Source organism: Mesorhizobium sp. M2A.F.Ca.ET.067.02.1.1 (assembly GCF_004023285.1).
Taxonomy (GTDB): Bacteria; Pseudomonadota; Alphaproteobacteria; order Rhizobiales; family Rhizobiaceae; genus Mesorhizobium.
Genome location: NZ_RZSB01000108.1, coordinates 1 through 11,560 on the forward strand (window position 1 = coordinate 1; position 11,560 = coordinate 11,560).

General features: G+C 61.7%; 14 protein-coding genes, 1 tRNA gene and 1 pseudogene. 6 read left to right on the forward strand and 10 right to left on the reverse strand.

The features are described from left to right. The 5 genes and pseudogenes from EOA28_RS41130 to EOA28_RS11085 form a co-directional block, all read left to right on the forward strand. The coding region (locus EOA28_RS41130; protein ID WP_348633428.1) for a DUF3606 domain-containing protein at positions 1–408 on the forward strand (408 nt) is incomplete at its 5' end. A gap of 2 nt (positions 409–410) precedes the next feature. Continuing rightward, a complete protein-coding gene (locus tag EOA28_RS38775; protein ID WP_189342008.1) occupies positions 411–548 on the forward strand; it encodes a hypothetical protein in 138 nt (45 codons plus the stop codon). Positions 549–794: 246 nt separating this feature from the next. Beyond that, positions 795–1,004 carry a cold-shock protein gene (locus EOA28_RS11075; protein WP_126083796.1) on the forward strand — a complete coding sequence of 70 codons (210 nt, stop codon included), beginning with the start codon at positions 795–797 and terminating at the stop codon, positions 1,002–1,004. Between the two features lie 169 nt (positions 1,005–1,173). Further along, the gene (locus EOA28_RS11080) at positions 1,174–1,449 is read left to right on the forward strand and encodes a hypothetical protein (RefSeq protein WP_127249418.1); all 276 of its coding nucleotides are present in this window, start codon (positions 1,174–1,176) and stop codon (positions 1,447–1,449) included. A gap of 401 nt (positions 1,450–1,850) precedes the next feature. After that, positions 1,851–2,050, forward strand: a pseudogene (locus tag EOA28_RS11085) (low affinity iron permease family protein); the annotation flags it as partial. A 101-nt stretch (positions 2,051–2,151) separates the two neighbouring features. Here the strand turns inward: EOA28_RS11085 and EOA28_RS11090 are convergent. After that, positions 2,152–2,227: transfer RNA gene (locus tag EOA28_RS11090), tRNA-Lys, on the reverse strand. Positions 2,228–2,507: 280 nt separating this feature from the next. On the opposite strand from EOA28_RS11090, the gene EOA28_RS11095 reads away from it, so the two are divergent. Next, on the forward strand, positions 2,508–2,960 hold the full coding sequence (locus tag EOA28_RS11095) for a BA14K family protein (RefSeq protein WP_126082602.1): 453 nt from the start codon (positions 2,508–2,510) through the stop codon (positions 2,958–2,960). A gap of 134 nt (positions 2,961–3,094) precedes the next feature. Here EOA28_RS11095 and EOA28_RS11100 read toward each other — a convergent pair whose 3' ends face one another. The 9 genes from EOA28_RS11100 to EOA28_RS11140 all read right to left on the reverse strand — a co-directional run. After that, entirely contained in the window at positions 3,095–3,571 is a 477-nt protein-coding gene (locus EOA28_RS11100) for a DUF6882 domain-containing protein (RefSeq protein ID WP_126082601.1), read from the reverse strand. A gap of 22 nt (positions 3,572–3,593) precedes the next feature. After that, positions 3,594–5,087 carry a glycerol kinase GlpK gene (gene glpK, locus EOA28_RS11105; RefSeq protein WP_127249445.1) on the reverse strand — a complete coding sequence of 498 codons (1,494 nt, stop codon included), beginning with the start codon at positions 5,085–5,087 and terminating at the stop codon, positions 3,594–3,596. A 91-nt stretch (positions 5,088–5,178) separates the two neighbouring features. Then, on the reverse strand, positions 5,179–6,906 hold the full coding sequence (locus tag EOA28_RS11110; protein WP_126082599.1) for an ABC transporter substrate-binding protein: 1,728 nt from the start codon (positions 6,904–6,906) through the stop codon (positions 5,179–5,181). A 78-nt stretch (positions 6,907–6,984) separates the two neighbouring features. Beyond that, on the reverse strand, positions 6,985–7,272 hold the full coding sequence (locus tag EOA28_RS11115) for a DUF2160 domain-containing protein (protein ID WP_126082598.1): 288 nt from the start codon (positions 7,270–7,272) through the stop codon (positions 6,985–6,987). 2 nt (positions 7,273–7,274) lie between these two features. After that, the gene (locus EOA28_RS11120; RefSeq protein WP_042642626.1) at positions 7,275–8,183 is read right to left on the reverse strand and encodes a carbohydrate ABC transporter permease; all 909 of its coding nucleotides are present in this window, start codon (positions 8,181–8,183) and stop codon (positions 7,275–7,277) included. 3 nt (positions 8,184–8,186) lie between these two features. Further along, on the reverse strand, positions 8,187–9,053 hold the full coding sequence (locus EOA28_RS11125) for a sugar ABC transporter permease (protein WP_128314889.1): 867 nt from the start codon (positions 9,051–9,053) through the stop codon (positions 8,187–8,189). Beyond that, a complete protein-coding gene (locus tag EOA28_RS11130; protein WP_127249446.1) occupies positions 9,054–10,136 on the reverse strand; it encodes an ABC transporter ATP-binding protein in 1,083 nt (360 codons plus the stop codon). Positions 10,137–10,146: 10 nt separating this feature from the next. Beyond that, positions 10,147–11,226, reverse strand: a complete 1,080-nt coding sequence (locus EOA28_RS11135) for an ABC transporter ATP-binding protein (RefSeq protein ID WP_128314890.1) — start codon at positions 11,224–11,226, stop codon at positions 10,147–10,149. 38 nt (positions 11,227–11,264) lie between these two features. Beyond that, positions 11,265–11,560 (reverse strand): glycerol-3-phosphate dehydrogenase C-terminal domain-containing protein (locus EOA28_RS11140; RefSeq protein WP_281060899.1); only part of this gene is annotated, 296 nt, incomplete at its 5' end.

An 11,560-nucleotide genomic window follows, 5' to 3' on the forward strand; every position in this document is an offset into this window, starting at 1 on the left:
CCCTCGGACCATGCGGATATCGTCGGAGCGTCATTAGGGGCAACGGCCGCGCGTTTGAGACGTTCCGCGACCGCCGCTAAAGAGCGGGAACAAGCCGGCAACGGCGGTGTTTCTGTCACTCGAGGAGGAACCGACATGGCAGACGACAAGAGCAAGCGTGACTTCCGCGACCGCGACCGGGTTTCGGCCGACGAAGACTATGAGGTGGAGTATTTCGCCCAGAAAGTCTGGCTGACGCCGCAGCAGGTGCGCGAGCTGATCAAGCAGCACGGCAACGATCGCCAAACGCTCGAACGCGAGGCGAAGTCTCTCGGTCGGGGTGACAAGAATGCCTCGCTACCCAGGTTGAAGAGCTTTGCGGCGAAGAGGTCGTCGCAGCTCAACCGGTGGACGTCGACGAGCCAATAAAGGTGGCCGAGCGCGTGGCTGGCGCGCCAATCTCACCGAGCGCTTTGCAGCAGCACTGGTTCCGGGTGGTCGACGAGGAAGAGAACACCGTGTTCGAGTTCAGTCTAGCCGAGCCCGTGGGGCCGAACTTTTCCAAATGACCGATAGCAGCATGACGACCCGGACTGCCGAGCCGCACTCCAGTTGAAATCGAACAGCTCCAGGACCAAAAGTTGACGTGCCGGAGGGGCAAGATACAGGAGGGATTGTCGATATTGCTTGCTGAGCTTTGGTTATCGCGCGCTTGGCACCGCGCCCTGAACGAACTTCCTTTCAACATCGTCATCTGCATAGTCGGCTGCGCGCTCGCGTTGCCGAAATTCAATATTGCTATGAGAGGGTTCATCATGACCACTGGCACAGTAAAATGGTTCAATTCGACCAAGGGCTTCGGGTTCATTCAGCCTGACAACGGCGGCGCTGACGCCTTCGTTCACATCTCTGCCGTCGAGCGCGCGGGAATGCGCGAAATCGTCGAGGGCCAGAAGATCGGCTACGAACTGGAGCGCGACAGCAAGTCGGGCAAGATGTCTGCCTGCAAGCTTCAGGCCGTCTGATCGGTTCAGCTTTCCACTGATCACAGACGTACTGGCAGTGTTGAAAGCATGAGACCAAGCGAGGTCAGGCAAAATTGCCTGACCTCTTTTATTTCCGGCCGACCCGCCATTTTGACGACCCCCGTATGGGTGTCTCTCGCCGACGGCCGGCCCAATCGAGGAGATCTCGATGACCGAAAAACCCAACGAGCTCCAGACAATCAATACCGCCTGGCAAATCGCCATGCAGGAAATCCTGCGCATAGTCGTGCGGGATATCTATAAGACAGGCGACGAGGCCGTCTTCCTCTCGCATATCAAGCGCATCGAAGAAGCAGCGGTCGACAGCATCTACACGGACCTGAGGCTTCGGGGCACCGACGAATGGACCGAGGTTCTCGTCAAGGAGAAGGCGAGCAATTTCGTTACCAGTCTTCTGACGTCCTTCACCTTTGATAGGATCTGAGACAAGCGGGTCCCAGGTGATGGTCGGCCGTCGGCCTTGTAGTTGGCGGGCGATGTGGCCGCCGAAATTGGCGCACTCCACTTCGACATGGCCAGCAGGAAACCTTTCCGCATTGGCAGCGTTCACGTTGGCCAGATGGGAGAGTTGTATGCGGGGCCTAAAAGGGGACGGGATAGGTTGGGAAGACGCTTACGATCCGGCTGAGTTTGCCGGGAAGCACGGACTTACGCTAGCCCAGGCTAAAGTCATCATTGGTTCGAACGGACCATCAAGGCATAAATGCGATGTGAGCGCAGTTGCGTTCCGGCGCGCGTTGGAATTGCGAGAGTCTCGACAGACACGAGACAGGAGCAGCGCGATAACGGCCGGGTAATTCCTCCGTGGATCAGCAGGGTGGCAAGATCGAGCGCCGGTTCACCCGGTTCGCTGGTGGTGTTGCGAAGGCGACAGGCAGGCCATGGGCCTTCGCGTTGTGCGTTGCGACGGTTGTCGCATGGGCGCTGACGGTCCCGTGCTGCGGTTCTCCGAGACCTGGCAGTTAGTCATCAACACCGGCACGACCATCGTGACCTTCCTCATGGTGTTTCTGATCCAGAGCACCCTAAGGCAGTTCCCGTTACCCACATAGTTACCCTGCAGCCAATGATCGAACATCAACGCGATGATCGACCGTGTTAAACTATTGATTGTGTTTATTTTTTTTGGTGAGCGCGATGGGATTCGAACCCATGACCTACTGATTAAAAGTCAGTTGCTCTACCGGCTGAGCTACGCGCTCCCGCGGGCTCGAAACGCCGCCCTCGAAATTGCGCGGAACATAGGGAGAGTGCCGCGACCGGTCAACCGGAAAAAGACGGGCGTCCAAGGCGGATTTTTGAACGGTTTCGAACGGACGCCGAGAGGTTGTTTGCGAGCGGCTTTCGATGCCTGCGCCAATGATCCGGGTCCGCATTGCCTCAGGAAGCTCCACAACAGCGGGTTGAGATTGAAAGGGGAACAATTTGCAACCCGGACCCGTTTCGCAGCAGGGACGTCGATCAACCTCGAGGAGAAGAGTAATGAACAAGATCGCATCGGGCCTGCTGGCAACCGCTCTCTCGGCGTCGTTCATCGCGGCGGAGATGGTGCCGGTCAACGCTCAGCCAGCTTATGTGCCGCAACCCCAGGCCCTGTTGGATGTCCAGACCGTGCAGTATCGGGATTGGAGAAGGCACCGCGGCTTCAACCGGGATTTCTCGCGTCGTGGTGACGCTGTCTACTGGAACGGCCATCGCGGCTATCGTGAATATCGCCACGGCTATCGCCGTCATGGCGACTATTGGTTTCCGCTTGCTGCTTTCGCCACCGGCGCGCTGATCACCGGCGCCATCGTCAACAGCGAGAACAACCGCGTCTACCGCGGCGATGCGCATGTGCAGTGGTGCTATGACCGCTACCGTTCGTATCGCGCCTCGGACAACACATTCCAGCCCAACAGCGGCCCGCGACGGCAGTGCGTGTCGCCCTACTGACGGCCTCCAGTCCGCACCAATACAATTCCAGGAAAAGTGCGTAGCGGCTTTCCGTCCGGAATTGCGAAAGCACATATTCTGGTGGTTGACAGAGCCCGCGCCTCGAGAGGCGCAGGCTCCCTCGCTGTGCTGTATCAGTTCGCCCATCGTATGGTCTTGAAGACCAGATAGAGAGCGCCGCCCTCCCCCCGCGAGGAGCGATAAGCTCCAAGCGCGTTGCAAACCCGAACCATCGCTGCCGTCAATTCCCAGCCGAGCGCATCCAAATCGCCGCTCGTATCGTCCACATAGGCCTGGGCCAGGTCGTCCACGCCCTTTTTCTCCCCGAACGCCCGCACCAGCTTCGCGTCGCCGAGAAGTTCGCCCGGTAAATTCGAATTGGCCCAAGCCCAGAGCCAATTGCCCGCCTTGGCGCTGGTAGAGCCCGCAATCTGGATTTCCGAGATAACGGTGGTGCCCGCTTTGTCAGAGAAAATCAGCTTTCCGGCCGCCAGGTCGTAGTTGTAGCGCGTCCAGTGGCCGAGGCGGAAGTCCTGCTCCAGGCGTGCGTTCTTGGCGGTGAGCTGTTCAAAGGCCTCATCGCGCCAAGCGGGATACCAATCCGGTTGCATTCTCCCCCCGGTCCAGTAATCGTTACTGCGTGCTCAGCGTCCTGCGCACCGCATCGCGCCATCCGGCGAGCTTCGCCCCGCGCGCAGCCGCATCCATCTCCGGCTTGAAGCGCCGTTCCAACGCCCAGCTCTTCGCGAATTCGTTTGCCTTCGGCCACACGCCTGCCTTCGACCCGGCAAGCCACGCCGCGCCCAGGGCGGTCGTCTCCAGGATCGTCGGACGGTCGACCGGCGCGTCGAGAATGTCGGCCAGCCGCTGCATGGTCCAGTCGGACGCCACCATGCCGCCGTCGACACGAAGCACCGTCTTGGCGGAAGCGCCTTTCCAGTCCTTGCGCATGGCATCGAGCAGGTCGCGCGTCTGGAACGCGACCGATTCGAGCGCGGCGCGCGCGAACTCTGCCGGGCCTGAATTGCGCGTCAGGCCGAAGATGGCGCCGCGCGCCTCCGCGTCCCAATGCGGCGCGCCAAGGCCGACAAAGGCCGGAACCAGATAGACTTGTTGCGCCGGATCGGCGGTCGCCGCGAGCGCACCGCTCTGCTCGGCCTTGCCGATCACCTTGATGCCGTCGCGCAGCCACTGCACGGCGGCGCCCGCGATGAAGATCGAACCTTCCAGCGCATAGGTGGTCTTGCCGTTCAACCGGTAGGCGATCGTGGTCAGAAGCCGGTTTCTGGAGCGCACAAGGTCGGCACCGGTGTTGAGCAGCGCGAAGCAGCCGGTGCCGTAGGTGGATTTCATCATGCCCGGCTCGAAACAGGCCTGGCCGATGGTCGCCGCGTGCTGGTCGCCGGCAACGCCGAGGATGCGCATCTCGGCGCCGAAAAGGCTCTTCTCGGTGAGGCCAAAGTCGTCGGCGCAGTCCTTCACGTCAGGCAGGATCTCTGCCGGTATGTTCAGGATCGAGAGCAGCTCTTCGTCCCAGGCATTCTTCTCGATGTTGTAGACCAGCGTGCGCGAGGCGTTTGTCGCGTCGGTCGCGTGCACCTTGCCGCCCGTCAGCCGCCAGATCAGGAAACTGTCGATCGTGCCGGCAAGCAATTCACCCTTCTCTGCGCGCTTCCTGGCTCCTTTCACCTTGTCCAGCATCCAGGCGATCTTGGTGCCGGAGAAATAGGGATCGAGCAGCAGCCCGGTCTTCTTCGAGAATTTTTTCTCAAGCCCCTGCTTCTTCAACTTCTGGCAGAGCGGCGCCGTGCGGCGGTCCTGCCAGACAATGGCATTGTGGATCGGCTCGCCGGTCGCCTTATCCCAGATCACGACCGTCTCGCGCTGGTTGGTGATGCCGATCGCGGCCACATCCGAAGCGGTACGTCCGGCGGACTTAAGCGCCGACTTCACCGTGGCGAGAACGCTTGCCCAGATATCTTCCGGATCATGCTCGACCCAGCCGGAGGCCGGATAATGCTGCGCGAATTCCTGCTGGCCGGTGCCTGCGACTTTCATCTTGTCGTCGAACAGGATCGCCCGGGTCGAGGTCGTTCCCTGGTCGATCGCCAGCACAAAACCGCTCATTCCATTCCCTCCACTACTCATGCAACAGGGGAGACGGCCAAGCCGCCTCCCCTGCATTTCTTACGCGGGCGAACGCGCCCACGTCATGCAGTTACTTCTGCCAGCTCTTCACCAGCTCGTCGTAGTTGATGGTGATCGGCTTTTCCTTCTCGTTCTCGATCTTCAACTGTGGCGCGAGATTGCCCTTCTTGACCGCATCCGCGTTCCAATAGGCGAGGTCGTGCTCTTCGGCCATCTTCGGGCCAATATCGCCCTGGACGCCCGACTTCTCGATGCGGCTCATGACCTTTTCCTGCTCGGCGCAGAGCGAGTCCATCGCTTCCTGCGCGGTCTTGGCGCCCGACGATGCATCGCCGATCGCCTGCCACCAGAGCTGCGCCAGCTTCGGATAGTCAGGCACGTTGGTACCGGTCGGCGACCACTGGACGCGGGCCGGCGAACGGTAGAACTCGATCAGGCCGCCGAGCTTCGGAGCGCGCTCCGTGAAGCTCTTGTCGTGAATCGTGCTCTCGCGGATGAAGGTCAGGCCGACATGGCTCTTCTTCACGTCGACGGTCTTCGAGGTGACGAACTGCGCATAAAGCCAGGCGGCCTTGGCGCGGTCGGTCGGCGTCGACTTCATCAGCGTCCAGGAACCCACGTCCTGGTAGCCGAGCTTCATGCCATCTTTCCAGTAGACGCCATGCGGCGACGGCGCCATGCGCCATTTCGGCGTGCCGTCGTCGTTCATCACCGCCTTGGCGCCGGCGTCGACCATCGAAGCGGTGAAGGCCGTGTACCAGAAGATCTGCTGGGCAACCGCGCCCTGGGCCGGAACCGGGCCGGATTCGGAGAAGGTCATGCCCTGCGCTTCGGCCGGAGCATAGGCCTTCAGCCAGTCGAGATATTTCTGGATCGAGTAGACCGCCGCCGGTCCATTCGTGTCGCCGCCGCGCGCGGTGCAGGAGCCGACCGGGCGCGAATTCTCGTCGACCTTGATGCCCCATTCGTCGACCGGCAGGCCGTTCGGAATGCCCTTGTCGCCGTTGCCGGCCATGGAGAGCCAGGCATCGGTGAACCGCCAGCCGAGCGACGGGTCCTTCTTGCCGTAGTCCATGTGGCCATAGACCTTCTTGCCGTCGATCTCGCGGCCGGTGAAGAACTCGGCGATGTCCTCATAGGCCGACCAGTTGACCGGCACGCCGAGGTCGTAACCGTACTTGGCCTTGAAATCGGCCTTGTTCTTCTCGTCGTTGAACCAGTCGTAGCGGAACCAGTAGAGGTTCGCGAACTGCTGGTCGGGCAGCTGGTAGAGCTTCTTGTCGGGCGCCGTCGTGAACGACGTGCCGATGAAGTCCTTCAGGTCGAGGTTCGGGTTGGTAACATCCTTGCCGTCGCCTGCCATCCAGTCGGTCAGGTTGCGCACCTGCTGGTAGCGCCAGTGCGTGCCGATCAGATCGGAGTCGTTGACCCAGCCGTCATAGAGGTTCTGTCCCGTCTGCATCTGGGTCTGGATCTTCTCGACGACGTCGCCTTCCTGGATCGTGTCGTGCGTGACCTTGATGCCGGTGATGGCCGAGAAAGCGGGCGCCAGCACCTGTGATTCATAGGAATGGGTGGCGATGGTTTCCGACACCACCTTGATCTCCATGCCGGCAAACGGCTTGGCGGCGTCGATGAACCACTGCATTTCCTTTTCCTGATCGGCGCGCGAAAGCGTCGACAGGTCGCCTATCTCCTTGTCAAGAAAGCTTTTTGCCTCGTCCATCCCGGCATAGGCGTGGCCCGCCCCCAGCAATAGGACAAGGGCGGTCGTCGATGTAAGAAATTGCCGTCGCATGTGTCTCCTCCAGTCTTAGGTTTTGAAGTGTGATCCGGAGTGGCCGCCAGCACGCGGCCGCTCCGACTGTTTCCCCCTCTATACGTATCGGAACACGCCAATGGCGTAGACCACGGAGAGAGCGAGAGCCCACCACAGGTTGGGCCCAACCAGACCCAGCCAAGCGAGATGGATGAAGGCGCTGCCGAGCAGCGAAAGGAAGAGGCGATCGCCGCGCGTCGTCTCGAAGCGCAGGACGCCGATACGCGGATTGCCGCCCGGCGAGACGTATTCCCAGGCCGCCATGCCGCACAGCAGAAGCAGGATGGTTCCGAAGAAGGCCGCCGTCGGCCAGGTCCACGCCATCCAGGAGAAGTCGAGATTCATGGTCACACCCTCCCCAGGGCGAAGCCCTTGGCGATGTAGTTACGGACGAACCAGATAACGACCGCGCCGGGGATCAGCGTCAGCACACCGGCCGCGGCGAGCAGGCCCCAGTCCATGCCGGCGGCCGAGACTGTGCGGGTCATGGTTGCGGCGATCGGCTTGGCGTCAGTCGTGGTCAGCGTGCGGGCGATCAGAAGCTCCACCCACGAGAACATGAAGCAGAAGAAGCAGGCGACGCCGATGCCGCTGGCGATCAGCGGCATGAAGATCTTCACGAAGAAGCGCGGGAAGGAGTAGCCGTCGATATAGGCGGTCTCGTCGATCTCCTTCGGCACGCCGGACATGAAGCCCTCGAGAATCCACACCGCCAGCGGCACGTTGAACAGGCAGTGGGCGAGCGCCACGGCGATATAAGTGTCGATGAGCCCGAAGGCCGAATAGAGCTGGAAGAACGGCAGCGCGAACACCGCCGGCGGCGCCATGCGGTTGGTCAGCAGCCAGAAGAACAGATGCTTGTCGCCGAGGAAGCGGTAGCGCGAGAAGGCATAGGCTGCCGGCAGCGCCACCGCCACCGAGATCACCATGTTCATCACCACATAGGTGATCGAGTTGATGTAGCCCGAATACCAGGATGCGTCGGTGAAGATGGTGCGGTAATTCGCGAGCGTCGGGTTGTGCGGGAACAGCGTCAGCGACGACACGATCTCGGCATTGGTCTTGAAGCTCATATTGATGAGCCAGTAGATCGGCAGGAGCAGCACGACGATGTAGAGCGTCGGCACGATCCACCACCAGCGCGATTCCTCGCCGCGGCGGCGCATCAGCTTCGCCACCTCGTCCTGCGACAGCGTGCTGCCCACTTCGGTGATCGCTGTTTCGCTCACGCGTGTCGTCTCGTTGGCGCCTGTCATCTGTCAGCGCTCCGCGTCGTAGATGGTCATCACGGTGTAGAACACCCACGACAACAACAGGATGATCAGGAAATAGACCAGCGACATCGCCGCCGCCGGTCCGAGGTCGAACTGGCCGAGCGCCGTCTTGACGAGGTCGATCGACAGGAAGGTCGTCGAATTGCCGGGACCGCCGCCGGTGACGACGAAGGGCTCGGTGTAGATCATGAACGAGTCCATGAAGCGCAACAGTACGGCGATCAGGAGCACGCGCTGCATCTTCGGCAGCTGGATGTAGCGGAACACCGCCCAGCGCGAGGCGCCGTCGATCTTGGCCGCCTGGTAGAAGGCATCCGGAATGGAGACCAGACCGGCATAGCAGAGCAGCACGACCAGGCTCGTCCAGTGCCAGACATCCATGATGATGACCGTGACCCAGGCGTCGAACGGGTCCTGCACATAATTGTAGTTGAAGCCCAGCGCATTGACGTAATAGCCGAGAAGGCCGATGTCGTTGCGGCCGAACACCTGCCAGATCGTGCCGACGACGTTCCACGGGATCAACAGCGGCAGCGCCATCAGCACCAGGCAGACCGGCACGCCCCAGCCCTTCTTCGGCATGTTGAGCGCGATGAAGATGCCGAGCGGCACTTCGATCGCCAGGATGATGAAGGAGAAGATCAGGTTGCGCACCATCGCTTCCCAGAACCGGTCGGAGTGCAGCAACTCCTCGAACCATTCGGTGCCGGCCCAGAAGAAGACGTTGTTGCCGAACGTGTCCTGCACCGAATAATTGACCACGGTCATCAGCGGGATGACGGCCGAGAAGGCCACCAGCACCAGAACCGGCAGGACAAGGAACCAGGCCTTGTTGTTCCAGGTTTTGTCCATCTAGGCCCCCATCTCTACGCGCCAGGAATCGGCATAGATGTTGATGCCGGCCGGATCGAACCGGACTTTCGGGTCGGCAGGCACTTCGTCGTCCTCGCCGATCACAGCGGCGATCTCCCTACCTTCCAGATTGGCGCGCACGACCTTGTGGCGGCCGACGTCCTCGACCTTGGAGACCTGCACCGCCATGCCATCGCGGCCGAGCCGCACATATTCGGGACGGATGCCGAGCTCGACGGCGCCGGCTTCCGCCTTCCCGGTAGCAGTCTGGGGCACGCCCGGAAGCTCGATGCGCTGCGCGCCGAGCTTCGCCGTCCTGCCTTCCAGCGCGACCGGCAGCACGTTCATGCCCGGCGAGCCGATGAAATAACCGACGAAAGTGTGGCGCGGCCGCTCGAAGAGTTCGGCCGGCGTGCCGATCTGCACGATCTCGCCGTCATACATGACCACGACGCGGTCGGCGAAGGTCAGCGCTTCGGTCTGGTCATGCGTGACATAGACCATGGTGTAGCCGAAGCGGCGATGCAGTTGCTTCAATTGCGAACGCAGCACCCACTTCATGTGCGGGTCGATCACGGTCAGCGGCTCGTCGAACAGGATGGCGTTGACGTCCGAGCGAACCAGGCCTCGGCCGAGCGATATCTTCTGCTTCTGGTCGGCGGTGAGCCCGCGCGCCTTCTTCTTCGCCAGCGAAGCGAGATCGATCATGTCGAGCGTCTCGCGCACCTTGCGGTCGACGTCCGCCTCCGGCACGCGACGGTTGCGCAGCGGGAAGGCCAGATTGTCGTAGACGGTCATGGTGTCGTAGATGACCGGGAACTGGAACACCTGCGCGATGTTGCGCTCCTGCGTCGACAGATTGGTGATGTCCCTGCCATTGAACAAAAGCTGGCCGTGCGAGGGATGCAGCAATCCCGAAATGATGTTGAGCAAGGTGGTCTTGCCGCAGCCTGACGGCCCAAGCAGCGCATAGGCGCCGCCATCCTCGAAGGTGTGATGCACCTCCTTCAGCGCGAAATCCGAATCCTTCCGTGGGTTGGGCAGGTAGGAGTGGCGGATATGATTGACGTCGATGCGCGCCATCTGATCCTCCTCAGGCTGCCAGCTTCGACGCCGTCACGGCGCGGCCGTTGTGGTCGAACACCAGGATGTGGCGCGGGTCGATGAACACCTCGACCTCGTCGTCCGTCTCGAAGTCGAGAATGCCATGCGCAAGCATCACCCAGCGCGCATCGGCGAAGTCGAGATGGACGAAGCTTTCCGAGCCGGTGATCTCGGTGATGGTGACCTTGGCACGCACCGGTACCGCGCTGGCGTTCGGCCGCTCCAGCGACAAATGATGAGGTTGGAAGCCGATCGTGTAGCTGGCGTCCGCAATGCCGGCGAGTTCCGGCGGCACCGGCAGCTTGACGCCGCCTTCGAGCAGGAAGTCCGCGCCCTTTTTGGAGAGCACGATGGTGTTGAGCGGCGGGTCGGCGAAGGTCCTTGCCGTCACCAGGTCGACCGGCTTGCGGAAAACCTCGACGGTCGGTCCGAATTGCGTGACGCGGCCCTCCGAAAGTGTCGCCGTGTTGCCGCCCAGCAAAAGCGCCTCGTGCGGTTCGGTGGTGGCATAGACGAAGATCGTGCCCGCGGCGGCGAAAATCTTCGGCAATTCGGCGCGCAATTCCTCGCGCAGCTTGTAGTCGAGATTGGCGAGAGGCTCGTCGAGCAGCACCAGGCTGGCGTTCTTGACGATGGCGCGCGCAAGCGCCGTGCGCTGCTGCTGGCCGCCCGAGAGGTTGAGCGGGGTGCGGTCGAGGTAAGGCGTGAGCTTGAGAAGCGCGGCGGCATTGCGCACTTCCTTGTCGATCCTTGCCTGGTCCACGCCTGCAACCCTGAGCGGCGAAGCGATGTTCTCGTAAACCGTCATCGCCGGGTAGTTGATGAACTGCTGGTAGACCATGGCGACGTTGCGCTTCTGCACTGGCTGTCCGGTAACGTCCTTCCCGTCGAACCAGACCGAGCCGGACGTCGGCGCGTCGAGACCCGCCATCAGCCGCATCAGGCTGGTCTTGCCGGAAAGCGTCGGTCCCAGCAGAACATTCAGCGAGCCGTGCTGAAGCGTCAGCGACACGTCGCGGATATGCCCCTGCGCACCGATCGTCCTCGTCACGTTCCTCAGTTCCAGCATCACGCCTCCTCCCGGCCTTGCGCTTCAGCAGTCGATCGTCATTCCGCCGCCGCGACGTGACGGCTGCTCAGCCCTCGCATGAATTCTTCCAGTGCCGCCGTCTGCTCGCGGCTGAAATGCAGGCCGCGCTTGGTGCGGCGCCACAGCACGTCATCGGCGGTGACCGCCCATTCGTTCTCGGCGAGATAGCGAACCCCCACCTCGAAAAGATCGGCGCCGAAATTGCGGCCAAGATCGGCATTCGACTTGGCGAGCCCGAGCAGCTTCTCCGCGCGCGTGCCGTAGAGCCGCGTAAACCGGCGCGCCAGCCTCTGGTCAAGGAACGGATAGGTTT

Excerpts from the sequence above, each read along its gene's own strand:
- EOA28_RS11100 (WP_126082601.1), bottom strand. The coding sequence starts at position 3,571 with ATGCAACCGGATTGGTATCCCGCTTGGCGCGATGAGGCCTTTGAACAG.
- EOA28_RS11080 (WP_127249418.1), top strand. The coding sequence starts at position 1,174 with ATGACCGAAAAACCCAACGAGCTCCAGACAATCAATACCGCCTGGCAA.
- EOA28_RS11110 (WP_126082599.1), bottom strand. The coding sequence starts at position 6,906 with ATGCGACGGCAATTTCTTACATCGACGACCGCCCTTGTCCTATTGCTG.
- glpK (WP_127249445.1), bottom strand. The coding sequence starts at position 5,087 with ATGAGCGGTTTTGTGCTGGCGATCGACCAGGGAACGACCTCGACCCGG.
- EOA28_RS11120 (WP_042642626.1), bottom strand. The coding sequence starts at position 8,183 with ATGACAGGCGCCAACGAGACGACACGCGTGAGCGAAACAGCGATCACC.
- EOA28_RS11135 (WP_128314890.1), bottom strand. The coding sequence starts at position 11,226 with ATGCTGGAACTGAGGAACGTGACGAGGACGATCGGTGCGCAGGGGCAT.
- EOA28_RS11125 (WP_128314889.1), bottom strand. The coding sequence starts at position 9,053 with ATGGACAAAACCTGGAACAACAAGGCCTGGTTCCTTGTCCTGCCGGTT.
- EOA28_RS11075 (WP_126083796.1), top strand. The coding sequence starts at position 795 with ATGACCACTGGCACAGTAAAATGGTTCAATTCGACCAAGGGCTTCGGG.
- EOA28_RS11095 (WP_126082602.1), top strand. The coding sequence starts at position 2,508 with ATGAACAAGATCGCATCGGGCCTGCTGGCAACCGCTCTCTCGGCGTCG.
- EOA28_RS11115 (WP_126082598.1), bottom strand. The coding sequence starts at position 7,272 with ATGAATCTCGACTTCTCCTGGATGGCGTGGACCTGGCCGACGGCGGCC.
- EOA28_RS11130 (WP_127249446.1), bottom strand. The coding sequence starts at position 10,136 with ATGGCGCGCATCGACGTCAATCATATCCGCCACTCCTACCTGCCCAAC.